The sequence below is a fragment of the Lysinibacillus sp. NPDC097231 genome (assembly GCF_044761885.1).
In the GTDB taxonomy this organism is placed as follows: domain Bacteria; phylum Bacillota; class Bacilli; order Bacillales_A; family Planococcaceae; genus Lysinibacillus.
In genome coordinates this window covers 179,720-206,004 of sequence record NZ_JBIWDH010000002.1, presented here as the reverse complement: position 1 = coordinate 206,004, position 26,285 = coordinate 179,720, and the positions used below count along the sequence as shown (strand labels likewise).

Annotated in this window: 27 protein-coding genes, 1 pseudogene and 1 riboswitch; of the genes and pseudogenes, 10 read left to right on the top strand and 18 right to left on the bottom strand. The window is 34.1% G+C overall.

Features of this window, described 5'->3' with window-relative positions; genetic code table 11:
- Positions 1 to 46: 46 nt before the first annotated feature.
- The gene (locus ACIQXF_RS02815) at positions 47 to 433 is read left to right on the top strand and encodes a hypothetical protein (RefSeq protein ID WP_402778808.1); all 387 of its coding nucleotides are present in this window, start codon (positions 47 to 49) and stop codon (positions 431 to 433) included.
- 162 nt (positions 434 to 595) lie between these two features.
- Here ACIQXF_RS02815 and ACIQXF_RS02810 read toward each other — a convergent pair.
- From ACIQXF_RS02810 to ACIQXF_RS02775, 8 genes and pseudogenes are all read right to left on the bottom strand, one after another.
- Positions 596 to 1,619, bottom strand: a pseudogene (locus ACIQXF_RS02810) (IS110 family transposase); the annotation flags it as partial.
- Between the two features lie 1,150 nt (positions 1,620 to 2,769).
- The gene (locus ACIQXF_RS02805; protein ID WP_402778805.1) at positions 2,770 to 3,441 is read right to left on the bottom strand and encodes an ABC transporter ATP-binding protein; all 672 of its coding nucleotides are present in this window, start codon (positions 3,439 to 3,441) and stop codon (positions 2,770 to 2,772) included.
- 5 nt (positions 3,442 to 3,446) lie between these two features.
- Positions 3,447 to 4,913 carry a hypothetical protein gene (locus ACIQXF_RS02800; RefSeq protein WP_402778802.1) on the bottom strand — a complete coding sequence of 489 codons (1,467 nt, stop codon included), beginning with the start codon at positions 4,911 to 4,913 and terminating at the stop codon, positions 3,447 to 3,449.
- Positions 4,914 to 4,927: 14 nt separating this feature from the next.
- Positions 4,928 to 5,725 carry a hypothetical protein gene (locus ACIQXF_RS02795; RefSeq protein ID WP_402778799.1) on the bottom strand — a complete coding sequence of 266 codons (798 nt, stop codon included), beginning with the start codon at positions 5,723 to 5,725 and terminating at the stop codon, positions 4,928 to 4,930.
- 117 nt (positions 5,726 to 5,842) lie between these two features.
- A complete protein-coding gene (locus ACIQXF_RS02790) occupies positions 5,843 to 7,102 on the bottom strand; it encodes a sensor histidine kinase (protein WP_402778796.1) in 1,260 nt (419 codons plus the stop codon).
- Positions 7,103 to 7,113: 11 nt separating this feature from the next.
- Positions 7,114 to 7,815: a LytR/AlgR family response regulator transcription factor gene (locus ACIQXF_RS02785; RefSeq protein WP_402778793.1), complete on the bottom strand. Its 702-nt coding sequence runs from the start codon at positions 7,813 to 7,815 to the stop codon at positions 7,114 to 7,116.
- A gap of 313 nt (positions 7,816 to 8,128) precedes the next feature.
- On the bottom strand, positions 8,129 to 8,506 hold the full coding sequence (locus tag ACIQXF_RS02780) for a hypothetical protein (protein ID WP_402778790.1): 378 nt from the start codon (positions 8,504 to 8,506) through the stop codon (positions 8,129 to 8,131).
- Between the two features lie 528 nt (positions 8,507 to 9,034).
- Positions 9,035 to 9,466: a thioredoxin family protein gene (locus ACIQXF_RS02775; RefSeq protein WP_402778787.1), complete on the bottom strand. Its 432-nt coding sequence runs from the start codon at positions 9,464 to 9,466 to the stop codon at positions 9,035 to 9,037.
- A 98-nt stretch (positions 9,467 to 9,564) separates the two neighbouring features.
- Here ACIQXF_RS02775 and ACIQXF_RS02770 point away from each other — a divergent pair, with 98 nt between their 5' ends.
- The gene (locus tag ACIQXF_RS02770; protein WP_402778784.1) at positions 9,565 to 10,005 is read left to right on the top strand and encodes a PH domain-containing protein; all 441 of its coding nucleotides are present in this window, start codon (positions 9,565 to 9,567) and stop codon (positions 10,003 to 10,005) included.
- A 396-nt stretch (positions 10,006 to 10,401) separates the two neighbouring features.
- Here ACIQXF_RS02770 and ACIQXF_RS02765 read toward each other — a convergent pair whose 3' ends face one another.
- Both ACIQXF_RS02765 and ACIQXF_RS02760 read right to left on the bottom strand, forming a co-directional pair.
- Positions 10,402 to 11,094, bottom strand: a complete 693-nt coding sequence (locus ACIQXF_RS02765) for a stalk domain-containing protein (RefSeq protein ID WP_402778781.1) — start codon at positions 11,092 to 11,094, stop codon at positions 10,402 to 10,404.
- 340 nt (positions 11,095 to 11,434) lie between these two features.
- A complete protein-coding gene (locus tag ACIQXF_RS02760; RefSeq protein WP_402778778.1) occupies positions 11,435 to 12,028 on the bottom strand; it encodes an SCO family protein in 594 nt (197 codons plus the stop codon).
- 598 nt (positions 12,029 to 12,626) lie between these two features.
- Between ACIQXF_RS02760 and ACIQXF_RS02755 the strand changes: the two genes are divergently transcribed.
- From ACIQXF_RS02755 to ACIQXF_RS02735, 5 genes are all read left to right on the top strand, one after another.
- Entirely contained in the window at positions 12,627 to 12,962 is a 336-nt protein-coding gene (locus ACIQXF_RS02755) for a DUF485 domain-containing protein (protein WP_402778775.1), read from the top strand.
- Complete coding sequence (locus ACIQXF_RS02750) at positions 12,963 to 14,516, top strand: solute symporter family protein (RefSeq protein ID WP_402778773.1); 1,554 nt, start codon at positions 12,963 to 12,965, stop codon at positions 14,514 to 14,516. It abuts the gene before it with no gap.
- A 472-nt stretch (positions 14,517 to 14,988) separates the two neighbouring features.
- Positions 14,989 to 15,327 carry a DUF485 domain-containing protein gene (locus ACIQXF_RS02745; RefSeq protein ID WP_402778770.1) on the top strand — a complete coding sequence of 113 codons (339 nt, stop codon included), beginning with the start codon at positions 14,989 to 14,991 and terminating at the stop codon, positions 15,325 to 15,327.
- Complete coding sequence (locus tag ACIQXF_RS02740) at positions 15,324 to 16,868, top strand: solute symporter family protein (protein ID WP_402778767.1); 1,545 nt, start codon at positions 15,324 to 15,326, stop codon at positions 16,866 to 16,868. The genes ACIQXF_RS02745 and ACIQXF_RS02740 overlap by 4 nt, the downstream gene beginning before the upstream one ends.
- 95 nt (positions 16,869 to 16,963) lie before the next feature.
- A complete protein-coding gene (locus ACIQXF_RS02735) occupies positions 16,964 to 17,140 on the top strand; it encodes a hypothetical protein (RefSeq protein ID WP_402778764.1) in 177 nt (58 codons plus the stop codon).
- A gap of 35 nt (positions 17,141 to 17,175) precedes the next feature.
- Here the strand turns inward: ACIQXF_RS02735 and ACIQXF_RS02730 are convergent, their stop codons facing one another.
- The 5 genes from ACIQXF_RS02730 to ACIQXF_RS02710 are packed head-to-tail and all read right to left on the bottom strand — an operon-like array spanning position 17,176 to position 20,699.
- The gene (locus ACIQXF_RS02730) at positions 17,176 to 17,925 is read right to left on the bottom strand and encodes a TatD family hydrolase (protein ID WP_402779088.1); all 750 of its coding nucleotides are present in this window, start codon (positions 17,923 to 17,925) and stop codon (positions 17,176 to 17,178) included.
- The gene (locus ACIQXF_RS02725) at positions 17,915 to 18,664 is read right to left on the bottom strand and encodes an ABC transporter ATP-binding protein (RefSeq protein WP_402778761.1); all 750 of its coding nucleotides are present in this window, start codon (positions 18,662 to 18,664) and stop codon (positions 17,915 to 17,917) included. The genes ACIQXF_RS02730 and ACIQXF_RS02725 overlap by 11 nt, the downstream gene beginning before the upstream one ends.
- Positions 18,642 to 19,415, bottom strand: coding sequence for an ABC transporter permease (locus ACIQXF_RS02720; RefSeq protein ID WP_402778759.1), 774 nt, complete (start codon positions 19,413 to 19,415; stop codon positions 18,642 to 18,644). The genes ACIQXF_RS02725 and ACIQXF_RS02720 overlap by 23 nt, the downstream gene beginning before the upstream one ends.
- On the bottom strand, positions 19,412 to 19,702 hold the full coding sequence (locus ACIQXF_RS02715; protein WP_402778756.1) for a thiamine-binding protein: 291 nt from the start codon (positions 19,700 to 19,702) through the stop codon (positions 19,412 to 19,414). Before ACIQXF_RS02715 ends, ACIQXF_RS02720 begins: the two co-directional genes overlap by 4 nt.
- Position 19,703: 1 nt before the next feature.
- Positions 19,704 to 20,699: an ABC transporter substrate-binding protein gene (locus tag ACIQXF_RS02710; protein ID WP_402778753.1), complete on the bottom strand. Its 996-nt coding sequence runs from the start codon at positions 20,697 to 20,699 to the stop codon at positions 19,704 to 19,706.
- A 174-nt stretch (positions 20,700 to 20,873) separates the two neighbouring features.
- Positions 20,874 to 20,984, bottom strand: a riboswitch (TPP riboswitch).
- A 198-nt stretch (positions 20,985 to 21,182) separates the two neighbouring features.
- On the opposite strand from ACIQXF_RS02710, the gene ACIQXF_RS02705 reads away from it, so the two are divergent.
- Together ACIQXF_RS02705 and ACIQXF_RS02700 are read left to right on the top strand one after the other, a co-directional pair.
- The gene (locus ACIQXF_RS02705; protein WP_402778750.1) at positions 21,183 to 21,791 is read left to right on the top strand and encodes a TetR/AcrR family transcriptional regulator; all 609 of its coding nucleotides are present in this window, start codon (positions 21,183 to 21,185) and stop codon (positions 21,789 to 21,791) included.
- Between the two features lie 181 nt (positions 21,792 to 21,972).
- Complete coding sequence (locus ACIQXF_RS02700) at positions 21,973 to 23,253, top strand: MFS transporter (protein WP_402778747.1); 1,281 nt, start codon at positions 21,973 to 21,975, stop codon at positions 23,251 to 23,253.
- 823 nt (positions 23,254 to 24,076) lie between these two features.
- Here the strand turns inward: ACIQXF_RS02700 and ACIQXF_RS02695 are convergent.
- Both ACIQXF_RS02695 and ACIQXF_RS02690 read right to left on the bottom strand, forming a co-directional pair.
- Positions 24,077 to 24,304 carry a hypothetical protein gene (locus ACIQXF_RS02695; protein WP_402778740.1) on the bottom strand — a complete coding sequence of 76 codons (228 nt, stop codon included), beginning with the start codon at positions 24,302 to 24,304 and terminating at the stop codon, positions 24,077 to 24,079.
- Between the two features lie 41 nt (positions 24,305 to 24,345).
- Entirely contained in the window at positions 24,346 to 24,741 is a 396-nt protein-coding gene (locus ACIQXF_RS02690) for a hypothetical protein (RefSeq protein ID WP_402778737.1), read from the bottom strand.
- Between the two features lie 441 nt (positions 24,742 to 25,182).
- Here ACIQXF_RS02690 and ACIQXF_RS02685 point away from each other — a divergent pair, with 441 nt between their 5' ends.
- Positions 25,183 to 25,620 carry a hypothetical protein gene (locus ACIQXF_RS02685; protein ID WP_402778734.1) on the top strand — a complete coding sequence of 146 codons (438 nt, stop codon included), beginning with the start codon at positions 25,183 to 25,185 and terminating at the stop codon, positions 25,618 to 25,620.
- 160 nt (positions 25,621 to 25,780) lie between these two features.
- Here ACIQXF_RS02685 and ACIQXF_RS02680 read toward each other — a convergent pair whose 3' ends face one another.
- Positions 25,781 to 26,254, bottom strand: coding sequence for a carbon monoxide dehydrogenase (locus ACIQXF_RS02680; protein ID WP_402778732.1), 474 nt, complete (start codon positions 26,252 to 26,254; stop codon positions 25,781 to 25,783).
- Positions 26,255 to 26,285 lie beyond the last annotated feature (31 nt).

Sequence of the window (26,285 nt, the reverse complement as noted above, 5' to 3'; positions counted from 1 at the left end):
TAAATCTCTAATGGGGGTGTTGTTCTTGAAAAAGTGGTCAACTTATATGTGGAAATTAATTTGGGTTATTGGGTTATTTTTATTAACAATCATCAGTTATGATATTAAATATCAAATTAAAGTTATCTCAGCTACAAATATAGTTCCTGTTTTTTGGGCTAATTTTATTATTCTCTTTATGTGGGGTGTCTATTTATCACTTATTTTTATAAAAAAATGGACCATTAAAATAAATTTGCCTTTACTTATTTGCGTATTCATTCCTTGTTTTCTCTTTTCGCTATATGTGCCATTAGCTACATTTTTGCCATTATCTTTACCCATAGGTGGTATATGGTTTAATAAAGCCCTAAGTTCGAATTTCATTGGAATTGTTGCAGGTTTAACATTCATGCTAAGTATTTTTAATGACTCAAGAAGCAAGAATGAATAAAACAGTTTCCTCATAATGATGATATACAACTAAACCAGCTAATAGATTGTCAATAAAAATCTTTTAAATTAGAAAACACTTCATGCTATACTAAAAAGCACAACTCAAATAACCCTCCGAATTCAATTTGGAAGGTTTTTGTTGAAATTGAAAATGCTGTTACTATGTAATTTCTTGGAATGGTGTTTTCCGTTTTTAACATGGCATAAATCCAGTGTAAAAGCTTATTAGCACAAGCAATAATGGCTACTTTATATGGTTTACCTTCGTCTCGTTTTAAAACATAGAATGCTCGTAATCGCTTATTTCGTGCGATAGTTTCAGGTGTTGTTTTCTTTTTTCGACTATCTCGAATAGAACAACGAACAGCTGTATAAAGCATGTGACGGAGCCTAGCCGAGCCGCGTTTAGTAATATGATTTTTCGTGGCCGCGATTTTTTCACCTACACCGGGAATTGATTGGATTAATTCATATTCTTCGAGTTGTGCCGCCAATTGATCAATCTCACGCTCTAACGTAGAAAGTTGTTGGCGGTAAGCTTGAAGTAAATCAATATACATATTCAGACTGACGAGAAGGCTTTGATAAAGCGTTGACTGAAATGGGTTGCGTTCTGCAGCTACTATTAATACTTCAGCTCTTTCATGCGCCCAATTAAATGAACGTGCTTTACAATGCTTATCAATAAATTGTGCAATCTCTTCTACACCTGCGTCTAGTACTAATTCAGATGTAGGGTAGGACTGTAAAGTCCTTAATGAAATCTCTTCGTACAAATCACCAAAAACTCCTTTATACTCAGGGAAAACTTGATCTAATACAGCTTGAAATTGTAGCTTTGTTTGAACCATAATTCCTGTCATATTTTCGTGTTGCCTTGTCAGATGCCGAAGGTTTAAAAGCCGAATACTACGTTTTTTCTGAGGCTCTAAATCCTCTTTGTAATACAGTTCGCCTAAGTGATATGCATCAATGGCATCTGTTTTGGTTTTTCGTAAGCTAGAACTTTTTGCTCGGTAAGATATTAGTGGATTTACGATAATGGCAACGTACTCTCTTGCTTCTAAAAACTGAACAACTGGGGCATGGTAGTGTCCTGTTGACTCCAAAACAATAGGTGGTTTCATCCCTGTTTGATGCTCTAAATCTATTAAATAAGAGTGTAACTCTTCTAGCCCCTCCACCGTCGAGATGGGCAACGGTACGTGTTACTAATTCTTGATGCGTCCCATGGCTTTTATTTTTTGGGAAAGCATTGATGAGAATTGATGTAGCTATAGCTGGGCTAATAGCTTCTAGTCAAGTTTAAAAGGAATGGATAGTATTATTCTAAATAATTAGGAGCATTGAAGGCGTTATTGGATACTAAATCTCATGAAGGTAGTGCCGACAATAATCAGAAGAATGAATGCTTTACAACAATAGGTAGCAATATAGTTGAAAGTTAACAAAGCCCAATGGTGCTTCTAAAATTCCCATTGGTTATGAGTGTAACAAACTTGATAAATAGCTAAAGACACTTTACACCTTATCAATATAAGGTAATTTGTTTGTCCTAAAAAATAAAATGTCTAAAAGTTCTTGTCCACATAAAAAATAAAGTGTCTAAAAGTTCTTGTCCAAAAAATCAAAATGCTTTAAAATCCTTGTGCAAAGAAGGTGAGTTTGTGGCAGTGTCTAAAAGTTCTTGTCCATATACACTTGTACATATGGGTAGTTGACATATTCAAGCCCTCCTCCACGCCAAATAATTTTAGTTTACATAATATAAATTATAGGAAGTTGTGTATCAATGAAAAGTATACTAATAACAGTGAGACGAAACAGCGAAAATTGAAACAGTAGCAGCACCATCATTATCGCCAGTTTACTGTTTAATTAATACCTTGTTGCTTTACTAAATTTAACATTGAAACAGTTGAGGATCGAATCTTATCTGATACTGAAATTTATCCTAAAATCTGTTTTTCTGTCCGATAATGGCAACTGTTTAACCCGGTTTTGAATTTCATGTAAACTTGTGATTAAATTATTTAATGGAACACCAAGCTCCTCAAAAAGTTTCACATTCCCTGCATAGTAAATCGTATCTCTTATTTTTGCTTGACCACTCTTCCCTGCAATATTTTTGAAGTCTGTACCTATTTTTTCTCAATATTGCGGTCCATTACATAATTTGTAATGGCTTTGGCAATAGGATGAGTGGAATATTCCTCTAAAGTTAAACCTGCTACAGGAGAAAATATTTATATCCAATCAGATTAACTTAGACACAACCTTAAAATTTTTTCCGTTAACTCTTTTGTATTCTGAAAATTGTAAATTTAACAGAAATTATTTTTTCATAAATTGCTTCTTATAATTATCCGTTAAAGGTATCAATCCACCATCTTCAATAACATAGATTTCATCACATAACTCTTTAATATCATCAAAATGGTGACTTGTCAGTAATATTGTCTTCTGCTGTTCTTTTAAGTTTTTAATAATCTTTTTTACATCTTGATATGTTTTATAATCAAGAGCGTTGAAAGGTTCATCTAAAATCAAAATATCTTGATTTTCCATAATTGCTTGTGCAATTCCTAACTTTTGTTTCATACCCAAGGAGTAATCCTTTACTTTTGTTTTATTTTTAGGATTTAATCCAACTAATTGCATAGCGTCTTCAATTTGCTTATTAGTAATACGATTGTTAATGGCCGCTAAATATTGTAGGTTTTTAAAGCCACTAAAAAGTTCGATGTAGCCAGGCTCATTAATAAAAACACCTACACCTTCTGGGAAATCAATTTGTTCTCCTAAAACCTGCTGCCGTATTTTTACCTGCCCTTTAGTAGGCACTTCAAATCCACATATCAATTTAAATAAAACTGATTTACCACTACCATTACCACCAACAATTCCAACGGTTTGACCTTGTGCAATATTTAATTGTATAGCCGTTAATACTTCGTGGCCCGAATATTGTTTTGATATATTTTGTAATTCAATTACATATGCCATTCATTTCACCCTCGTTCAAAATATTTATATGTCGTCAATTTTATAATGCTAATCATACAGATAAGGAAAACAAAACTAATAATCGACATTTCTAACATCGTTCTTCCCATTTCCTCAATACGTGCCAATTGACCAATTCCTGCCACATTGTAAGACAACCAATTTACTGGGAAAACATTAATGAGATATAAACTCATAGTACCTAAAAATGACAATGTCACCCGATTGGTTACAATAAATAGTATAAACAATATAGTTAGCATGCAACTCAATTCTAGTATTTTTATAAGGATAATATAAGTGAGTAAAAACCAATCGATTATTAAACTTTTATTAAAAAATATACCTATTATTAATAAAATAATGACTGACAAGATAACATAGACAACTGCTAATAATAATGTGTGTCTTAAAACGACCGTTCCCCATACTGATTTCTTTTGTATCCGCATAAATAATGCTATATTTCTTGGATAACACCATGACTGCAAAAACATACTGAACGTATAAATCGGTGTCCCAATATAAATCATTTGTTCCAGCCATGTCATGACATGCGTAGAACCCAAGGGTAATCCGTAAAAAAAACGCATAAAATAATCATTTAATGTTTCTTCAGTAAAAGCTGCCTTTGTCACTGCTAAAACTACTATGCTTGTACACCAAATCAATACTAATTTAGGAGTCCATAAAATCCGAGTAAAATAAAAGAATAATCCTTTTTTTAGCTTTTTAGAATGTGCTGGTGACCAGTACCAAAATTGTATGATGCTAAATGTTTGTAAAAGACTTAATACTACCATTGCAATAATTGTCCACCAAAGCGAATAATCTCCATTAAAGTTATGATGTAACACAATATAACGATTGATTGTGATGACTGGTATATTTTCCACCCAGGTCACTTTTATGGATAATATCATAATGATGTATAGGATTCCGAAACAAAAATAAGTAGCTTTCCTTGAGAAAAAATGCGCCATTGTTACAAATGTACAACCTATGAAACTATAACCTGCGAATAAAAATAGTACGGTGTAAAATACACCTTGTAACGGGCTACCAAACGTACTCATATAGTATTGCATCATATCTGCATCAAGCGAGCTATACCAGTCATTACTCAAAGGCAATCCAATTGAGACAATAATCGAAATCAAGACAATAATTCCTACAAATAAGCAAGAAAATAGCGTGATTGCTAACCATTTTGTAAACATAAAGCGATAAAACTTTTTCATCCGAATCAGCTCGACCATACGCGGCTTACTATATAATTTTGATATACAAAGAAAAAAAAACGGTGTCATTATAAAAATTATGACATAATGATCCGTAATGAGATGAAGAACAAACAAGCTAAAATTCCCATCATACCTCTCGCGATCTGCTACTGCTTTTAATGAAAAAATAGCTAATAATGGTAAAAGAACTTTCGTTAATAATAAATTTAAATGTTGCCGAATGAGCATTTTCATACATTCACCTATAATTCATAAATGCTTGCATTTACCATTTTTCGCTTGTACAGTAAATATCCGAAAATAACTAATAAAAGCAAAATAGGCCCAGTAACAAAGCTCGCCCAAGAAATGGCTTCCCTTATAGTCAATGACGGTTCAAAAGCCGTAACCAAACGATATTTCTCAAGACCAAAAACTGACCAGCAATAATTCTCTAGTAACAAATAGACAAAAGGTCCCGTTAATATAACAAATAAATTTTTACTATATAAACTCAATACAAACCCTAACATAGCAACCAAGCCACCTATAATACCTTTCCATAAACTCAATACAAGCCCATACATGAAAGGGTGTTCTACAAATTGCTCTCCAAAAATACGCTCTTGAACAATCCTTCCCATCAATTTACCTGTTTCAGGATTAACCATTGTCAATTGGACTGTAATTGGTGGAACAATATATAATGCAACAAGTACGCTTATTATCGAAACACAAAAAACAATTAAAAATCCGATTCCTGCACTTACAAGCAATTTCGATAATAAATATTGTTTTTTATTCACCCGTGGTAGTGTATATTTGATAAATCCATTTTTACGCTCAAAATACATAAGCCAACCTGTTGGAATAACTACAAGCAACGGGAAAATAAGATTAAATATCTCAAACCCCACCTCATATACTTCCAGTTGTGCCTCTAATGCATAATTTTTATAAATAATTAATGTACAGATTGTAGCAGTTATCATAGCAGTTGCTGCTGTCACGTACACCGCTCCACTTACTTTTCGCCATTCATTCATAATTAATCGCTTCACATCTTCTTCCTCCTTGCTGTCCTCACTATAACTAAGCAAATTACTGGTTGCAATGGCTTTAGAACAAAGAAAGGTTTTACAGGAACGAAATCATTTTCATTCCTGTAAAACCTTCGTTTATTCCTGAAATTGCAAACCAATTGTGACATAATTTTTTGTCTTCTGCTCATTTACTAAAAGGATATTAGCCTTATATTGTTTGGCAATTTGTTGGACATTGTGCAATCCAAAACCCCGTACACCTTTTTTCGTTGAAAAGCCAATATCGAACATCTTTAGGAAATGCTCATTTGAAATGTAAGGTGATGGATTGCTTACTTGTAACACATATTGATTCTCTTCTTTCTTGAGTGTGACATATACAGTGTCTCCACTTTGGCTAGCATCAAAGGCATTATCAAGTAAAATGCCGAGTACCTCAATTAAATCCACATCTTCACAGGGCATATCATGAACCGAAATTGAATTATTTATCACTACCTGAATCCCCATTTGTTCGGCTCTTTTTATTTTTGTATATAAAAAACCAGCTACAATTTTATGATCCATCGTTAATAATTGTTGTTGATGAGATTGTAATTTTACATTTCCAGTGTATCGAGTGATATCATGCCTTGCCTCTTCTAAAGTATCAGCAGTTTCAAGAATACTTGTGATAGCCAGCATTTTATTAGAAAACTCATGCTGTCTCGCTCGAACCTCTAATACTAGCTCGTCAATAATCGGTAAATATTTTTCTGTGGCTAAAATCCTTGCTTGCATAGCTTGTTGTTTCTTTTGCTCAAAAAATAACAATGATATTAATAAAAAGACAAAGATCGATCCTAACAGCATAAACCAACTACCAAATTGTGTGATTTCCGTTGTTTGGAATAGATATATGCCCATAAAAGCAAAAAAGAATATACTCATAAATAACTGCTGCATCAACGTCATTTGTTCAAATTGTGTATAGGCAAAATATCGGCGAATGAAGAAAACAAGACAAAGTACTAAAGCTAAGTTAATAAAATGATTCCATGCTATATCTAGTGGTAAAATCATCGTCAACAAGACTGCTTGCATACGAATCATTATCCAGATCATTAAACTAAGCATCGTCATTAAAAGAATTGTTAGGTGACTACGCTTAAATAGATAACTATTCGCTACTAGTGTAAGAAAACAAAAACCAATAAGACCGGGTAAATTTTGCACAGGTAAAACCCCAAGTCCCTTTAGTGTCATTATTAACCCTCGCTCATTGCTATCACCTAGCAAACAAAACAATAAAATGACACTCACCCATAATACGTGTCCCCATTTAAATTTGAGAGGTTCACGGAAAAACAAACAGGTAATAAGCCAAAGAGTCAAAATATCTAATAGAACGCTCATGATATTTCCCCCTATACGATATAATGACGATATTTTAATCCAATTGGAATAAGATCATCTACATCCCTTAAACGAAGCGTTTGCTCCACTTTATCTATTTGTTCGATCATATCCTGATTGATAATAAAGCTTTTATGTACTTGAACAAACCGCTCATCTAGCAGTTCCATGATAGCCTTTAATGAATAACTCGAAATCATTTCTTTTAGTAAGTTTCCATCACGTTTTATATGTAAACAAATCTTTTTGCCAAAAGATTCGATATAAAATAAATCTTTTAATTGGTACTCAAAGATAAATCCTTTCTGTTCAATACGGAGCTTTTGTTCATCAATTTGAATATGCGATAAATACTGTAGGACATCCTCAATAACCTTTTGACATTCTAACTGAGTATACGGCTTCACTAAATAATAAAAACATTTTAGCTCTCTATATGCATACAATTCTTCTGTTAAAACAGCCGTTTCAAAAACAATAGGTGTATACATATAAGTAGGCATTATACGTAACTGTTTGACAAGATCTGTTCCTTTGTAATCAACTAGCTGAATATCAACAATAAAAAAATCCATTTTTATTTTTTCTGCCAAATTCAAAGCTTCTGCTGCACTGTCTGTATGATAAATATTAAATTCTTGTGGGAGCATTTTTAATGTATTTTGTAAAAACTTTTGGATAGCTTGATCATCTTCAATAATTAATACGTTCATTCAAACACTCCTCTAATAAGTATGCTATTTAAAAAATCATTAATGATCCGATGATTATTTTAGTAATTTCAGTTGCTGTTTTTCTTTTACTAGTTCTTTGCTTATGTGTTTTTATTTGCTTAGTTAATTTCAAAAGTAAAATCTCCTTAAAAATAGATATGTAGAATAGTATAAAGTAGGATTGTTTAATTGAAGAGAGTTAATTTTTATGATAACAACAACGAGTGGGTGTTCAAGGTGAATAATATGTAGTTATCTAGCTTTGCAAATTTTTAAATCAAACGTGCAAAAATAGTGTATTTTATTCACAACCTTAATTTGTACCATCTAAATTAAAAATAAATTGATTTATTACATAAGGTTTTCCCAATTCTAAGTAACCTAGTTTGTATTTTTTCTCATCATCACCTTCTGTATAAATCATAACAGCTACTTTTGACTTTGAAGCATTTTTCGGATTAAGATTTCCTCTTTTTCCTGGCCCTTCAAACTGTCTTATTAAAGATATTATAGAATTTCTAGTAAAATGTTTTTCTAATTTTGATAGAAAGTTATTTGCATCGTGCGAAACATATGATTTTGGGAGTTTCTTAATTCCACCAAGGGCAGCTAGCATTATATGGTCTCCAGATTTAATTCCAGAGTCATCATGTAGTTGTTTTGTATAAATACAAAGATTATTTACTACCATATTACCTCTCCTAACAACAATTACTATTTTATATACATTATACCTCTTTTCTTTTTTAAATATATTTTGCATGTTTAACAACGAGTATTGTAATAATTCTATTCATCATACATACAATTTGTCCTAAACTATAGTAGTTCTTGGTATCTGCACATTGTTCTTCATTTCCAGCTTAAAAACCAATCATTTGATTATTAGAATTAAAATAGCCTATCCTTATATATCGAGGAGTCTATCTTACTTATATCTAACAATCATTGGAAGTCTAAGAATTCCAATGATTGGAACAAAAAAATTTTGTAAAATGAGTGATGCTTCTTCTATATCTTTCTCTGATAATAAACAAACAATATTTTTATCCTTCCTTTTGTTATCGAACTTTTCAATGATAGGAAGTTCAATTTCTCCTTCCTCAATATCCCCCGTTAAACCCCTTTCTTTTACACCGAAGAGGCTTTAAGTGTATCTACAAAATAAAGCACAGCACTGGATATTAAAAAACCAACGATGTGCTTTATATTAGATGATTTATGGCCATTTAACTTGATTGAAAAATTGATGGACGTCTTCTGCAGGTGCTTTACCAACTAAGCGATCAACTTCCTCACCACCATTAAAATAAACTAGTGTTGGCGTTGATAGAATCTCATAATCTTTCATAGAATCTTGAGATTCTAACAAATTCAGTTGGTGAATTTCAAGATTACGCTCATTTGCTATTTGCATCATATCGGGTGTAAACGCTTTGCAGTGTACGCAGGTTGGACTGAAAAAGTAAGCTACCGTTTGTTCGCCACTATTAATTTTGCTTTTAAGAGCATCGGGTAAGATAATATTTTGATAGTTTTTATCTCCAATTAAATCAATTGTTTCGGGTTGTAAATCAGATTTGCCATAGAGATTTTCCATTGATGATAATTTATCGCTTTTCACTTTATTTGTTACTGTATCCAAAGCCACAAAATACAATATAATGAAATTTAAGATGAAAAATATTTAAAATTGAAACCTACAAAGAAATTTGTAAAACAATGCTACAAGGAAGGAGTGATTAACCAATGGTTTTTCGTTCAAAAGGAAATGTTTTCCTTTTAACACTTATATTTTTAGCCGTTTTTACTATAGGTATTCTAGTACTGCTCCCCATTTATAAGGTAGCATCATCATCAATTATAATTTCCTCATTTGCTATCTTTATTATTACTCTAGGTTTTATAGTGTGGTACGGAACTTCTATTAGATATGTTTTCTGTGAAGATTACCTATTAATTAAAGGTGGACCATTCAAAAGTAAAATTCCGTATCAAACCATAACAAAGGTTTCTACAACTACAGATGGATTCACTGGTTATCGAATTTCATCGTCTGATAAGGGACTTGAATTATCTTTGAAATCAGCAACCCTTGGAAGTATTAAGATTTTACCAAAGGATAAAATGGAGTTCATTACCGAGTTAAGAAAACGATGTCCTAATACACAGATTCAAAAATTTGATTAATTAATTGGTGCAAAAAAATGAGGCCTGGACAAAACGAGGGCATTTATCATGGAATATGAAAATAAAAACATTGATTATTATCCTATAGTTTTGGACTACTTTTATCTACCCAAAGTCCATACTACAAAGTTAATTATAAAAAGATTGTTAGCTTTCACTAACAGTCGAATAATCAGTTGTTGCTCTCGTTTAACAAACCAACTTCGTTAGCTGTATTGCACCCGTAAGTTGAAGAACAAAACATTGCAGAAAAGGTCATTGTCTTGTTGGGGTGAAATGAAGTTTGAAACGAGAAAAGAAGAATCTGTTTTGAAAAAAAGTTCATCGTATAAAGGAACTCCCCTATAAAAACTTCTTTTAGGTTACAGATTCTTCTATATTATTTACTTGGTTAAATTATTGAATAAGTTTAGGATCTATTATACCTAAACCACTGCCTTCAATTTCAAACTTCACCTTTGAAGCACCGTCTAAATTTACATTAACCTTTACCTTGTCTTTTATCGATCCACTATCATAAATCAATTTATTATCTGCATAAATTTTCATAGAACCTATGCCAAAAGAGCCCGCCACTAACTTTTTAACTGGTGCTAAATACGTTTCGAATCCTTTGTAATTTCCATTAGCTAAGTATTCAACTGTATGATCTTGTACAGCCCCTCCACCATGATATCCACCAAGTTGATAGGATTGTTCAAACTTTTCTCCCGTACTAATAACAATAGAGCTTGGGTAATGGAAGAAGTGGTCTTCCTCACTCCCAATAGGTTTTACATCTTTTAAAGAGATGAATTTTGGAACATCACCAATATAAACGGATTTTGATTTTCCATCCCATGTCACTTTTTTCCCTAATGATTCAGCAATAAAACGCATTGGCACATAAGTAGTACCTTCATAAATAAAGCCAGATTGACCCTCTTGTGGTTTTTTTTCAACCTTATCTACATAGTAATTGATTGTATCTTGAAATACGCTAATCTTTTTCATATTGCTTGCTGCTTCCGTTGTTGAGAGGTAAGTAAAGGTTAAACCTCCTAATATAAAAAAGCCTAAATAACTTGTTACTATAAGTAGTTTTTTCATATAGTTATTCACTCCTTAATAAATACAGTTATATGTATTGTACCAAAAATTACTAACCACATTTACTTAAACAAACGACTTTAGCTTAACAAGACAAATCTTTTGAACAATAAATAGTGGTCCCATTCATTCATATATTGGAGAGAGATGAGTCATTTGAAAGTCCTCCGTAAGTAGATATATTTAATACTTTCATATATATAGCAGTATTTTTAAGCTTTGGCGCAGTGAACTCCCCTTTTGAAATTATGTATATTTAACAATTAAATGTTCGTTTTTTCCGACATTTAGCCATAAAAATAACTCAGAAGTCATCTAAACCTCTGAGTTATTGATATTTTTATTTTGTTAATGCCTTCATATCTGCCACAATTGTATCTACGGGTACATTTGTGTTACCATCATAATCCTTCACTACAATCCCCTCAGCATTGACTAAGTAATAACTTCCCATATGCATAACCTGGTCATTATTTGGATCCTGATCTTTCTTTACTAAGGAATTAAATGATTGTCTTGCAAACTGTTCGATAAACTCTTGTTTATAGCCCGTTACTAGCTGCCATTTGCTTACATCAGGCACCGAATATGCTTTTAAGTAATTCGTTAATACATCTGGCTTATCCACGTCGGGATCAACACTGAAAGCTACAATTTGATAATCTGTTACACCTTCATCCTGAAGTGCCTTTTGCACCTCTGTCATGTTAAAAGTCATCGGCGGACAAATGGAATTACAATTAGTAAAGATGAACATTGCTAACCACGGTTTGCCTTTAAAGTCATCTAGGTTCACCTGTTCATTTTTTTGATTTGTAACCGAAAAATCCTGTACTTTTATATTCATTTCGGGTTCAAATTTATAGCTTCCGCAAGCAGCTAATAAGCTACTTAATGCTAGTATCAAAACGAGCATGATACTTTTCTTTTTCATGGATTTGCCCACTTCCCTTCAATTTACCATCTTACCATCGTTTTTTATTGTATAAATTATAGAAACTAAATACAAGATTATGAACTTATCGTTTCAATTTTTTTATGTTAAAACTTCATATACTGTATGATTCTGGTATATAAATATCCTGTTTATCCCAAAGAATTCAAACTTTTAAAAAAATTTTTAAAAGCTGTTTTTTACTATTTTGGTTATTTCCCAAGACATCATATAATTGTTATATAACAAAGTTTTTTTGATGTTCCGGAGCTTCCATTATTTGATAGTGCAATAATAAAATCCGTAAAATTCTCTTTCATGTTTAAATTTTCTCCAACATTCAAAATTATTAGCACTAAGTTATTTCGATAATATTATTCTAATAGGTATTTCCGTTCTCTTTCGTACGGATTATTTCTATTAAAACCTTATTATTTCTATGTTATTTCCTCAACCTAAAAGAGACCAAAAATTATAAAAACTCAAAATTTAGTATTGCATTATAAGAATCTTCCTCATAAAATAAGTGAATATAGCGACGAACAAAAGAGAAATATGTCGTCTAAAACAGAAATATATAACTTTAGGGGGAATAATAATGGCAAACATTTCTGGGAACAAAAATGTAGAATCAGTTGATTATAGTGCAATTGAAGCTATGGAATCGTTCAATAACTTCGTGAAAAAGAAGAACACCTTCCTTTTCTCGATTACAGCAATATTTTTAACACTTTATATTTTGCTGCCAATCCTTGCTTTTCAACCTGTACTACAACAAAAATTCGTTGGAAATATTACAGGTGTTTGGGTTTATTCAGCAGGATTATTCATTATGACAATCGTTCTTTGTACAGTATATGTGAAAAAAGCTTCTTCATTCGATAAAGCTGCAGCGGCAGTACTTGCAGAGTATCAGGCGAAAGGTGGAAAATAAATGAACTTAGTATCCGTTGGTTTCTTTTTAGCAATCGTTGGTTTAACACTTGTTGTTACCTATATCGCAGCAAAACGTACGTCTTCTGCAGCTGATTTCTATACTGCTGGTGGAGGTCTTAAAGGTTGGCAAAACGGCTTTGCGATCGCTGGTGACTATTTATCTGCAGCCGCGTTCTTAGGGGTATCAGGTGCAATTGCTTTAACCGGTTTTGATGGTTTCTTTTTCTCTGTAGGCTATGTAGTAGCAAACTTAGTTCTTCTATATGTAATTGCAGAACCAATGCGTAACCTAGGTCGTTATACGTTAGCAGATATGTTGACTGCACGTTTTAATGAAAAACGTATTCGTGGGGTTGCTGCGTCAGGTACAATTATTATCGTTATTCTTTACATGATTGCACAATTAGTGGGTGCAGGTGCCCTAATTAAACTATTATTCGGCATTGAGTACTGGATTGCCGTGTTAATCGTAGGTGTCATGATGACTACTTATGTATTGTTCGGCGGAATGACAGCTACTTCTTGGGTACAAATTATTAAAGCTAGTCTTCTTTTATTTGGGACAGGCGTATTAGCTACATTAGTATTAATGAAGTTTGATTTCTCTCTTATGAAAATGTTCGATACAATCGCTGTGGATCATGGTGAGAAGTTCCTTATTCCAGGGATTAAATATACAAGTACGATCGACTCTGTTTCGATGATGATGGCGCTTGTATTAGGTACATCTGGGTTACCGCATATTTTAATGCGCTTCTTCACAGTTAAAGATGCGAAAACTGCTCGTTCGTCTATTTCTTGGACTACTTGGATTACAGCTATTTTCTTCTCATTAACGATTTTCTTAGGCTTTGGTGCACTAAACTTTGTAGGATTAGATAAAATTCTTGCTGAAAGTAAAGCAGGTAACACTGCTGCCCCACTTCTTGCTCAGTATTTAGGCGGAGATGTGTTAATGGCATTTATCGGTGCAGTAGCATTCGCAACAATTTTAGCCGTTGTATCAGGCTTAGTTTTAACAGGAGCTTCTGCGATTTCTCATGATATTTATGGTGAAATCATTAAAGGTGGTAAATTAACAGAAAAGCAACAGGTTGTAGCAGCTCGTACTGGCTCTATTTCCATTGCTATTGTCTCTATTATTCTTGCGTTATTTGCGCAAAGTTTGAATGTATCATTCTTAGTATCCTTTGCCTTTTGTATTGGTGCTTCCGCAAACCTACCAGTTATTCTTTACACGATTTACTGGAAGAAGTTCAATTCAACTGGCGCTGTTACGGCAATGGTCACTGGTTTAGTATCTTGTTTAGTTTTAGGTGCAATGGGACCGAATGTGTGGAGTCCTGTTGAAGGTGCAGCAATCTTTGTTGGAAAACCTCTTGTGCCACTTGCAGTACCAGCAATTATTACGATTCCACTTGGCTTTATCGCAGGGTACTTAGGTTCTGTTCTATCTTCTAACAAAGTGCCACAGGAAGAAGCAGATCGTATTTACAAGGAAATTCGTGTAAAAGCAAACACAGGTGTATCTGTTTCTGATATTTCACATTAATGAATCAGTATCATTAATCTGAACTATAAAAAAGAAAAATTTTGAACCAAAAAGCTCGATTTTTTATCGAGTTTTTTGGTTTTTTATTATAAAAATTTTACTAATTTACTTATTGAACAATACTATTCCTCATTCAAAAAACAGAAAAAAAACAATTTTCACTAGGTAAATGATGTTTATTTTTATTGGAAAAAATACTTCTATTTTCAAATTTAAACCATATTTTTCGCTCTGGAATCCAGATTTACCCTCGCTTTGTACATTTATCAGAATTTTCTAAAACCCTTATATTTCTAGGCTTTGTCATGTATTTTCTCTTCCAAGACTATTTTTTCAAAAATTTTTTTTACATAATTTTTCTGAAATGTATTGCAATTTTGTGAACTGTCTCATAGAATTAAGATGTGAATTCACTAAAACAGCAAAAACAAGTACTTAAGCAGTAAAAATAAACACAAAATGGGGAATGTTAATGGCGAACAATAAAGCAAACAAAGACGTCGTGATTGACTATGATGTAATTGCAAATCAAGAATCATTTAAAGCACTTGTACGAAGAAAGAATTCATTTCTTTGGTCGATGACAGTTGTCTTTTTAGCAGCTTACATGTTGCTTCCAATACTTACTTCGTACACAACAGTATTACACCAAAAGGCATTAGGGGAAATTACTTGGGTGTGGTTCTATGCAGCAGGATTATTCATCATGACTTGGGGATTATGTCACTTATACGTAGCAAAAGCAAATAGCTTCGATAAAGAAGCAAAGGCGATTATCGCTGAATATGAAAACGGAGGTGGCCGCCGATGAGTTTTACAGCAATATTCTTTTTCGTAGCCATTGTTGGATTAACATTAGTAATTACTTGGTGGGCATCTAAACGTACTTCTTCAGCAAGTGATTTCTACACTGCAGGCGGAGGATTAACTGGCTGGCAGAATGGACTAGCTATCGCTGGTGACTACTTATCAGCAGCCTCTTTCTTAGGGATTGCCGGTGCAGTTGCATTATTTGGATTTGATGGATTCTTCTTCTCTATTGGTTATTTAGTAGCTTACTTAGTGGTATTATATATCGTTGCAGAGCCATTACGTAACCTTGGTAAATTCACATTAGCTGACATGATCACTGCTCGTTTCGATAGCTCAAAAGTTCGTGGTACAGCAGCTTTAAGCACTATTACAATTGTATTATTCTACATGATTGCACAACTAGTTGGTGCAGGAGCACTTATTCAATTACTTTTAGGAATCGACTATTGGATTGCAGTTTTAATCGTAGGTGTCATGATGACAACATACGTACTATTCGGTGGTATGACTGCAACATCTTGGGTACAAATTATTAAAGCTTGTCTTTTAATGTTAGGTACAGTTATTATCTCCTTCTTAGTATTAAAAGAGTTTGGCTTCAGTCTTACAACGATGTTCAAAGAAATGGAAACTGCTACTGATAGCGGTGCAGCTTATTTAAATCCTGGTCTTAAATATACAAATGGTATTGATACAATCTCAATGTTAATTGCACTTGTATTAGGTACTGCTGGTCTTCCACATATCCTAATGCGCTTCTTTACAGTAAAGGATGCGAAAACAGCTCGTTCTTCAGTTATTTGGGCTACATGGATTGTAGGTATCTTCTATGTACTTACAATTTTCCTAGGTTTCGGTGCAGCTAAATTCGTTGGTAAAGAAGAAATTATCGCAGCAAATGCGGCTGGTAACATGGCTGCCCCACTTCTTGCAGAAGCACTTGGTGGAGACATTCTATTCTCGTTCGTTTGTGCAGTAGCTTTCGCAACAATCTTAGCGGTAGTAGCTGGTCTGGTACTTTCAGGTGCTTCTGCCCTATCACATGATATTTACGGTCAAATTATTAAAAAAGGTAAAGTCACTGAGAAAGAGCAAGTACTTGCTGCTCGTATCGGTTCAATCACAATCGCAGTTGTTTCTATCCTTTTAGCACTTGGTGCACAAACATTAAACGTAGCATTCTTAGTATCACTTGCGTTCTGTATTGCAGGTTCTGCTAACCTACCAGTAATCATCTATACAATCTACTGGAAACGATTTAACACAGCTGGTGCTGTAACGGCAATGTTAACAGGTTTAATCTCTGCATTAGTACTTGTTGCAGTTTCACCAAACATCTGGAATCCAGTTGAAGGAAAAGCTATTTTCGTTGGTGAGCCGTTAATTATGTTAACAAATCCAGCTTTAATTTCGGTACCGCTTGGTTTCCTTGGTGGTTTCATTGGAACATTACTTTCTAAAGAAAGTGATGAAAAGAAATATCGCGAAGTGGATGTTAAAGCAAACACAGGTATTTCTGTACAGGACGTATCTCACTAATAATGACAATTACCTCGTAAGTTATATACTTACGAGGTTTTACATTTTCTTCTTCATTCGGTACTATATTGATAAGAAGCATTGGAGGTGGTACCTTGTCACAATCAAGAGCAAGAAAGAAACGCATGCATATAAAGCGTACAAAAGGAAAAGATGTTGAACAAAATCGTCAATCCTCCCCTTTCAGTACGCATGAGCGTGTCACAAAGACAAAGCGCGAGACAATAGAACGCAATTTTACAAAATACAAAAAGCAGCGTATAGATGAATAAACATTCTATATACTGCTTTTTTATTTGCTTATTTTCTATAGATTATAAAATGATTTTGTATTCTGAATAATCATTTTTGCCGCTTCCTGTGTTGATAGCCCCTTTATCGATGCAATGACCTCTATTGAATGATTCATCATCCGAGAAGACGTACGTTTATTGTCAAAAGGACCTTCAAATGGCCATGGCCCATCCGTTTCCACCATGATCAGTTCAAGTGGATATTTTTTAATGAGCTGTTGGATCTCCATTTCATACGTACAATCGGGTGTAACGGAAATAAAATAGCCTTTATCAATCATCCGTTGAATCACTTCCTCGTCTCCTTTAAACCAATGGAAATGCGCTTTCGTTACTTGATGTTTTTCAAGCAAATCACAAGCAAGTGCCGCATCCTCATAAACCGCATGTAAGACAATTGGTTTTTCTAATTCCTTTGCCAACACAATAAAACGTTCTAACAATGCCATATACGGATGATAATCAATAGACTTGTCCTGCTTTAAATAGTACGGTAACCCTACCTCTCCAACAGCCACCATTTCATCAGCATGATGGCTTATCCAATCAAATAACGCCTCAACTTCAATGTTACTAGGTAAAGCTTGTTCAGGATGAAAACCAAACGCAGCCTTCACCTTTGCATAGGTTTTCGACAGCATCAACGTTTTTTCACACGATGCAAGGTTCATACTAACCGCAATGACTTGTTCAACCTCTTCTAGCAAAGCAGGTATTTCTTTTTCCTGATACTGTTCTAAATGAATATGTGCATCAATCAACATGAATGTCATCCTTTTCTTCTTTTAAATACGTAAACAACTGTTGCTTTAATGCCGTAAATGCTGCGGAGTGCCGAATTTCCTCTTGTCTTGGTCTTGTAAAAGGAACGACAATCTCCTTTTTAATCGTCGCTGGTCGCTTCGTTAAGACAATGATGCGATCTGCTAAAAAGAGAGCTTCCTCAATACTATGGGTAACGAACAATATAGATTTTCTATATTTCTCCCATATGGATAATAACCATGACTGCATTTCAAGCCTTGTAAACTCATCAAGCGCAGAAAATGGCTCATCCAAGCATAATATAGGTTTGTCACTGACAATTGCCCGAATAAATGATACTCGCTGTTGCATACCGCCTGACAGCTCACTGGGATACGCATTTTCAAACGATGCGAGACCTACTTTTGCTAACCACTCCTTGGCAAGTTCAACATTAGGTTTTTGATGAAGCTCCTCTACAATCGTGACATTTTCAATTATCGTACGCCACGGTAATAAGCAAGGCTGCTGAGGCATATAGCCGATGGTTCCTCTTTTTTGCTGAATATCTACACCATTTAATAGAATAGCTCCCTTATCAATAGAAGAAACACCACCGATCAATTGAAAAAGCGTGCTCTTCCCACTACCTGATGGTCCGACAATCGCAACAAATTCTCCGTCCTGCACCTCAAAAGATACATTTTGAATGACTTGAAGGGAATCAAAGGATTTATCAATGTTTTGAATACTTAGCATGTTGTCCTCTCCCCTTCACAACAAATTTTTCTAATAAGCGAATACCACTAAATAACAGCAAACTTAAAGCGACAATGGCAAAAATCGCAACAAACACACGATCCGTACGAAATGACGATTGTGCCAATGTCATATAAACACCAATCCCCTTTTTCGCACCCAACCATTCCGCAATGACAGCCCCCATAACACTATAAGTTGCCGCAATTTTAATACCTGAAAAGATAGCTGGGAATGCATAAGGCCATTCAAGCTTCCAAAAGGTCTGTGCTTTGGTTGCCCCAATCATCATAAAATAATGCTTCAACTCTGGTGAGGTTTGACGAAAGCCATCCATTACAGCAATAACAATAGGAAAAAAGCACACTAGACAGATAATAATAAGCTTCGGCAATAAACCAAACCCAAACCAAATGATTAATAACGGAGCTAGAACAAGCACAGGAACGTTCTGTGACATAATGAGAAGAGGATAAAACAGCTCTCGAACAAACGTAAAACGATGTAATATCACAGCAACCGTTAGCCCACACAATATCCCGATAGCAAGACCTAGTAATGCTAATTGCACCGTTGCAAAGGCATGCGGCACAAACGTTTCATACGATTGACAGCCTTCTTTCAAAATGGCACTGGGTGCAGGCAATAGCCAATGTGGAATGTCTGCAAAACGCACAATTAGCTCCCATATGAATAAGAGGAAGGCGATAAAAATTATCGTCCTTCCTTTTTGAATTGCCTGCTCCCTCACTGATATTTCTCCGTTAACATCCCCATTGTAATACCGGATGGCTGATATAAAATTTTCACTTGTGTGATTACATTAATAGCACCCAGCTCAATCATCTTGTCATTCATTTTTTCAATGATGTGTAGTAAAGTCGATAGCTCCCCCTCCATTGTCGTTTCTAACGGGTGTACCTCATATTCCACTCCAGATGCGTCAATAATGGCAATTGCCGCATCAACGAATGGAATCACATCTTCATATTTTTCTGTTTTTGGTATAATTTGAACACTGATTAATGAGTTGGCCATATTATTTCGTCTCCTTTTTCGGTAAAAAGTCGTTCGTAAAGGCTTGCTTTGCATTAAACTCGCCCTCTAACACGTTGTTGCTTGACATCCATTTTGCGTAATTTTCCCAGACAGTCAGCTTTTGCTCGCCCCATTGAGCAGCGTCGTCTTGATACTTATCTGCTAGCCATTCCTGACTTTTATGCACAAGCTCTTTATCTAAATCAGGAACCGCTTCTAGTAATATATCTGCTGCCTCATTTGGATGTTGAATCGCATAGTCATAGCCCTTAGCAGCCGCAGCGACGAATGCTTTAACCGTCTCTGGATCATTGTTAATCATTTTTTCATTAGTAGCAAGTACAGGTGTGTAATAATCAAGCTGATTACTATAATCTGTTAAATAAAGCATGTTCAGCTTTTCCCCACGAAGTTCTGCTTCAATTCCAGTCCAGGCATAAAAAATCCACGCAAAATCAATATTCTTTTGCATCATCGTAAAGAAATCTAAATCACCTGCATTGACAATATCCAACTTATGAATATCCGCATGTTCTGTTTGCATGAGTGATTGAAGAACAGCCTGTTCTAGTGGTGCCCCCCAACCTCCATATGTTTTACCTTCAAAATCCTTTGGTGACGTAATGCCTTTAGATGCGATAGAGGCAAAGCCAGATGTATTGTGCTGAATAACCGCCGCAATCGATACTAAAGGTACATCTTGCACACGAGCCTGTGTAATCGCCTCCTGATAGCTTACGCCAAACTCAGCCTTGCCAGATGCTACAAGCTGGTCTGCACCCGCTTCACCAGGTAGTAAAATTTCAACGTCCAAGCCCTGTTCCTTAAAGTAGCCAAGTTTTTTCGCTACGTATAAACCTGTGTGATTGGTGTTCGGTGTCCAATCTAGCACGACGGATACTTTTTTCAATACGTTCGTATCCTTTGTATCCTCTTTTGCGCTACAGCCCACTAATGTTAAAAGTGTAGCCATCAGGATCAATAACCTTTTTTTCATGTTGAAACCTCCCAGTAAATAGTGTGAAAGTGTTCATGAGTGAATGTTACAACCAGAAGAAAGCGCATCCACGGTTTGTCTGCCCCAAGGTTTGTGCAAACAGCAAATGCTTGCCAACATAAAAAACGCCTAGGATTCCTCCCAGACGTTTTACAATCAATATCAAAAGCTTTCTTTTTTTGAATAGATGTTCCCTACGCTGGTACGAGCCAAATCAGGTTCAAAGGGTCAGCGTCTATCGGACACAATCTCAGCTGGCAACTACCAGCCCCCCCACATTCTTTCCATATGAACTTTTCGTTGATTATTATACCCATATCTCTTTATAAAAGACAAGGCTCTCTTTACCGAAAGCGCTGTAAATGGTTTTTGAAATAAATTTATTCATTTAAGAAGTAAAAATACTTCATCATATTGACAATGGAAACAAAATACAATAAAATTTGATTGATCAATCAATCATTTGTTGAAAGGAGTATCTAAATGGAACCTAGACTTACTAATGATGAAAAAAAGAGAAGAAAAAGATCTACTATTCTAAACGCCGCGATTAAATTATATAGTGAGAATGGTTTTGCAGAGACAAAAGTTGCCGAAATAGCTAAGGAGGCAGGAGTTAGCTTTGGTACGGTATTTACGTATTTTGATTCAAAAGAAGCACTTTATGAAACAGCCATTTTGGAGCCTTTGGAGGAAATCAAACCATATTTTTTTGAGATAGAAGAACACTTTAAAGGTGAGCCTCTTGAAGTTGTGAAGAAAATGGTAGATTGCCATGTACACATATTTTCAACGAGAAGTGAATACCTACGTCTAATTCAGCAAGTTATTGCAAGACCTGATCGATTTCCAAAGCCTTTTAACGAACTAAACGATTTCGTAAATACATTTATAGACTGTATTTATCCTGTTATTGAAGCAGGTCAAAGGCTTGGTTACTTTTATGAAGAATCACCTTCATTAATTGCTGAGTCATACTTATCCATCTTAAACGGAATGCGTTTAACGTTTATTGATGAATATACAAATTCATTGTGGAAGGATATATCGAGACAAGCTCTGAGATTATTTGGACCTATCTCTAATAAATAAGCCCCTTTCCTTCGCTCTTATCTTTAAAATTAGGTAACTCAAAAAACAGGTCTGCACCTGTAGATAATATTTTGATCATCATGAAAAATAGTTTGGATGATTTTCTTTTTGGTTTCCGCTGACTGGATCAACGGAAATTCTATCAGAAAGAGCTCTTCTTAATATGTGAGGAGTGATTTATATGAAATTGAGAGATATCCATCCTAACGTCAAACTTCGCCTAGCCATGCAATTTCTAGGCAGCCTTATTTCAATGGCTGTTATCCCTTTTCTAGCAATCTATTTTACCCAGAAAATCGGAGCTACTAAAACGGGTATTATTCTTATAATAATTGTGATTAGTGGCGTTATTGGAGGTTTTATCGGAGGGCATGTTTCAGATAAAATAGGGCGAAAAAAAATAATGATTTATGCTGAACTTGGACTATTGCTTTCGTATTTGTTAATAGCGCTTTGTAATTCCCCTTGGTTTAACCTTCCTTATATTTCTGCAGCATTCTTTATCATCAATATGTTTTGTGGAGGAATGTTTCAGCCAGCCGCACAAGCTATGATTATTGATGTTACTAATGCTGAATCGAGAAAGCTCGTATTTACAATTAGCTACTGGTTGAGTAATTTATCAACTGCTATCGGAGGAATCATTGGAGCATCTAAAAGGTACTTATTTGAGCTATTTATTGGCATTTCAATCATCTCTTTGTTATCTGTATTCATGACCGTATTCTTCATCACAGAAACCTATTCACCAGAACCTGCACCTAAGTCTTCTAATCATAAGAAAAAATTTTCATCAAAAGAGATGTTTCAAATCTATTCAACCGTTTTAAAAGATAAGGTATTTATGTATTATATTTTCGGAGCAATCTTGATTTTCACCTTGGAACAGTCTTTACCAAACTATATTGGGATTCGCCTTGAAAAAGATATAGCCCAACACTCAGCTTCATTGTTTGGAATAAATTTCATGATAGATGGCACAAAAATGCTAGGTTTTCTCCGAACAGAGAATACTATTCTTGTAGTTCTTCTATCAAGTGTTGTTTTATTCTTATTTAAAAAGTGTAGTGATCGCTGGACTCTCGTTACAGGAATGTTGATCTTTTCTATATGTTTTAGTGTTTTTGCTTTTTCAAATAACGTGTTGTTTCTTTTTATGGCCATGTTTATTGGGACGATTGGTGAGCTGATGTATGTTCCTATTAAACAAGCGATGATAGGAGAACTTGCCCCATCTAACGCTCGTAGCACCTATATGGCTTTTAATAGCTTGACTATCTACGGAGCAATGATTGTATCTTCGTTATTGATCATCGTTGGTGAATGGATTCGCCCCATATATATGGGTGGATTGCTCCTTATTCTAGGACTAACTGGTACATTTTTGTACTACATCATAACAAAAACGCTATACTCTAAAGGTAGTGAACGGAATGAAAGTAAAGTACCAGTTTCTTATTAATTTTACCCCCTCCTAAAATCAGGACTGGGGCAGGATGTTTACAGGTGAAAATAAACTTTCTACATTATCCCCTCCCTCCTTTAGCTGTAGATTTGTAATAAAGTTTAATTAAATTAACGATATCCATCTTTATATAAGAACAAATTTAAAGAGTATGTTTTGAAAAAAGATTGATCAAAACATACTCTTATTTAATGTTGACAGCGCAATAATTCTAAGCATGATCTTCAAGTAAAGCCCCCGTTAGTCTAAGTACATTTATTCACAAACTTTTCTTGAAATAAAATGAGCAAAATCCTGAAACACAAAGGCAGGCTATAAACGTCCAGAAGTTAAAAAATAAATGATTAGAAAAAGGATTTAAATAGGATATTTCGTATTCAAAAAATGGATTGATTTCATTTCGAAATAAAAGGATTCGGTAAATCGTCATTCCCAAAATCAGCACAAACAGCCCTGAATAGCAGGCTTGAAATAGTTTCCTTTTCACTGAAAAACGTTCATGTAACTTTTCAAAAATAAATATCATTGCAAAGAAAAAATAAAGAATAATTAACATTGGAAGCATAACAAACATTAGGCCTGGGTTTCCATTTCCTCCAACAAAATTGTCACCTGTGGGGTCGAATGAAGTAGTTGTCATATTAGTGAATGCAAAACCGACAACACTTACAATTCCCGAGATAATAACACTTAGCAAATAAAGAAAACGCATTATACTCCTCCTTAACAAACCTTCCCTTTAGTAAATAAAATTCAACAAAAAAAGCGTAAATCCTTGTTGGATAAACGCCCCTGTTTGTTGAATAAGAAATGTAAGTACTTATTCCTCTTCCACTTCAAGACTTTCATAGAAGTCATCAATAATTGGATAAATATCTGGCTCTGTATAATAATAATTACCATTTACTTCATTTAAAGAAAATGAAAAAGTAATTTTCTCATCTTGGTAAAGTGCAATAGAATATCTAAACCCACTCCTATCTACTTGGTTTTCTTCTGGTATAAACTGAATGTTCTTTATTTCACTAAAAAAGCGATGCCTATGCAACTCAATGATCTTCTAGTAAAGCCCCCGTTTGCTTTACAAGCTTATTGAAAAGTTCCGTTATCATTGTCACTGGTTTGTTTTAATTCCCTCCTATATTTAGTATAGGAAACAAGAACTTCTATCAAAAATAATCCCCATAGAATTGGATTAGACAATCCAATTCCAGCCCGAGAAGCACCACCAAGTAAAGTTAAAATTATTAGTACTGAGAAAATGTATATCCCAAAAAAAAGGGTAAAAATAAGTTTTTGTTTGCTTGAGTTAAATACGGGTTCCCCTTTTTGACGAGTAATAACAGCTAATACAATAAAGGTAACAACCCCCATTATCCCTATTGACATGTTTATTCCTATTTCGGGGAAGATGTCTATTACAACCATTAAAGTTAAAAATCCCACTACTAAAGTTTGGGATATATAATGAATTCTATTTTTCATGCGTCACCTTCCTTTACTCAATCCAATCATACAGTTTCTTATTTTAATCATACCACCAATTTCCTTTTATTTAGGAAGTAATGATTAGCTATATACTTCTTGTTAAACTAACCTGCTCAGTTAGTTGAATAAGAAAAAGATGGGGTCCCTGTGGAATCCCATCTTGAAGTAAAGCCCCGGTTAGTTTAACAAAACATTAATTAGAATAAATTTAATTGATTTCGCTTGATACATTTTATCCTTATACATATATGTAAATTGAATATCCCTTATACTCCCACTTCCCCGCTTTTCCGCTGTGTATTTAGTTTAGCTATTTACAAAATTCTTAACCATAAATATCCCTGTTAGCATTTTCCTTACGCAGTTTTAAATCAATATTTCTGGAACATAATAAGTTGTGTTGAAATAAAAATTTATAATAATTAAGGAGTGTACAATATGAAAAAAATTCTATATACGTCACTAGTCTTTATTTCTTTGATTTCCATTTTTTTGAACAGTTCAATTTCTGCAAAATCTCAGACTTCAGAAAACGTTGGAAATTCTTCACATATAGAAAATAACGATGAAGGAAAAGTTGTTTTTAGTTACAAAAGAGATTTTAAATCTTTAGCAAATTTTTTCAACCTTACTGAGAATGAATATTTCCAAATGCGAGAAGATAAAAGTATGATAGAAATCGCTGAAATTCAAGGCATAAACAAAAATGACCTATTTTATTATTTGGTAGCTAAAAATTATGAAGCTCTGGAATCGGCGTACAATGAAGGGCAAGTAGATTTACATTTTGTTATGGATTATGTTTCATATTTAAAACAAGATGTGGAGCAAGAAATGCAAGCTAAAAGAGATATAGATCTTCAATACGAAGATTAATTTTGTAAATAAATTTATTTAATCGATTTCAATCTTCTCCTTATCAATTAGTCAACTATACTTTAAACACGAAATAGCCATCTGTTGAGAAATTCAGCCAGATGGCTATTTCGTTTTATAAGGTCCCAATGATTTTCATCTAAATTAGTTAAATTAATTATTAAATTGAGTTAGCTATTAGAACAAAAGTTTCAGGTGTTACTTTGTTGGCTACTTTGTTATAAATTCCAAGCATATACTGCAAATTATTTTTTTCAAAGACAAAAAAGTTAAATAGTTGATGCTCAAAATAAATGGCTTTTACACCATCTTGAAGTGTATACTCTTTTCCATTTAAATTCAGTTTATCTGTGAAGTCCAATTTGTTTTTTAAAGGACGAATATCAATTTTATAAATATTATTACTTAAATCTTTGTTAACAAACCTAATTTCCAGGGAATCATTCACATTATAGTTCTTATCTTCAAAGAATCTTCCATATTGATGTGTGAAAGAAATAGAAGGCAACTTTTCGGGTAGCTTTACATCACATTTACAATGATTTTCAAATTCATTTACAGCAGCTTTTACAGATTTATATCCAGCTTCAGTGTACTTTTCCTCAAAAGAAGGAGGTGTCACTCGAATTTGCATTTACTGTTCCAAAACACCACACACAAATTAA

Bases quoted from the DNA above. Each gene is read 5' to 3' on its own strand.
- ACIQXF_RS02780 (WP_402778790.1), bottom strand. From the start codon at position 8,506: ATGGTAGTAAATAATCTTTGTATTTATACAAAACAACTACATGATGAC.
- ACIQXF_RS02790 (WP_402778796.1), bottom strand. From the start codon at position 7,102: ATGAGCGTTCTATTAGATATTTTGACTCTTTGGCTTATTACCTGTTTG.
- ACIQXF_RS02815 (WP_402778808.1), top strand. From the start codon at position 47: ATGTGGAAATTAATTTGGGTTATTGGGTTATTTTTATTAACAATCATC.
- ACIQXF_RS02750 (WP_402778773.1), top strand. From the start codon at position 12,963: ATGAACTTAGTATCCGTTGGTTTCTTTTTAGCAATCGTTGGTTTAACA.
- ACIQXF_RS02680 (WP_402778732.1), bottom strand. From the start codon at position 26,254: ATGCAAATTCGAGTGACACCTCCTTCTTTTGAGGAAAAGTACACTGAA.
- ACIQXF_RS02765 (WP_402778781.1), bottom strand. From the start codon at position 11,094: ATGAAAAAACTACTTATAGTAACAAGTTATTTAGGCTTTTTTATATTA.
- ACIQXF_RS02715 (WP_402778756.1), bottom strand. From the start codon at position 19,702: ATGGCCAACTCATTAATCAGTGTTCAAATTATACCAAAAACAGAAAAA.
- ACIQXF_RS02705 (WP_402778750.1), top strand. From the start codon at position 21,183: ATGGAACCTAGACTTACTAATGATGAAAAAAAGAGAAGAAAAAGATCT.
- ACIQXF_RS02745 (WP_402778770.1), top strand. From the start codon at position 14,989: ATGGCGAACAATAAAGCAAACAAAGACGTCGTGATTGACTATGATGTA.
- ACIQXF_RS02690 (WP_402778737.1), bottom strand. From the start codon at position 24,741: ATGAAAAATAGAATTCATTATATATCCCAAACTTTAGTAGTGGGATTT.
- ACIQXF_RS02805 (WP_402778805.1), bottom strand. From the start codon at position 3,441: ATGGCATATGTAATTGAATTACAAAATATATCAAAACAATATTCGGGC.
- ACIQXF_RS02755 (WP_402778775.1), top strand. From the start codon at position 12,627: ATGGCAAACATTTCTGGGAACAAAAATGTAGAATCAGTTGATTATAGT.
- ACIQXF_RS02760 (WP_402778778.1), bottom strand. From the start codon at position 12,028: ATGAAAAAGAAAAGTATCATGCTCGTTTTGATACTAGCATTAAGTAGC.
- ACIQXF_RS02770 (WP_402778784.1), top strand. From the start codon at position 9,565: ATGGTTTTTCGTTCAAAAGGAAATGTTTTCCTTTTAACACTTATATTT.
- ACIQXF_RS02685 (WP_402778734.1), top strand. From the start codon at position 25,183: ATGAAAAAAATTCTATATACGTCACTAGTCTTTATTTCTTTGATTTCC.
- ACIQXF_RS02710 (WP_402778753.1), bottom strand. From the start codon at position 20,699: ATGAAAAAAAGGTTATTGATCCTGATGGCTACACTTTTAACATTAGTG.
- ACIQXF_RS02730 (WP_402779088.1), bottom strand. From the start codon at position 17,925: ATGTTGATTGATGCACATATTCATTTAGAACAGTATCAGGAAAAAGAA.
- ACIQXF_RS02700 (WP_402778747.1), top strand. From the start codon at position 21,973: ATGAAATTGAGAGATATCCATCCTAACGTCAAACTTCGCCTAGCCATG.
- ACIQXF_RS02725 (WP_402778761.1), bottom strand. From the start codon at position 18,664: ATGCTAAGTATTCAAAACATTGATAAATCCTTTGATTCCCTTCAAGTC.
- ACIQXF_RS02800 (WP_402778802.1), bottom strand. From the start codon at position 4,913: ATGCTCATTCGGCAACATTTAAATTTATTATTAACGAAAGTTCTTTTA.
- ACIQXF_RS02740 (WP_402778767.1), top strand. From the start codon at position 15,324: ATGAGTTTTACAGCAATATTCTTTTTCGTAGCCATTGTTGGATTAACA.
- ACIQXF_RS02785 (WP_402778793.1), bottom strand. From the start codon at position 7,815: ATGAACGTATTAATTATTGAAGATGATCAAGCTATCCAAAAGTTTTTA.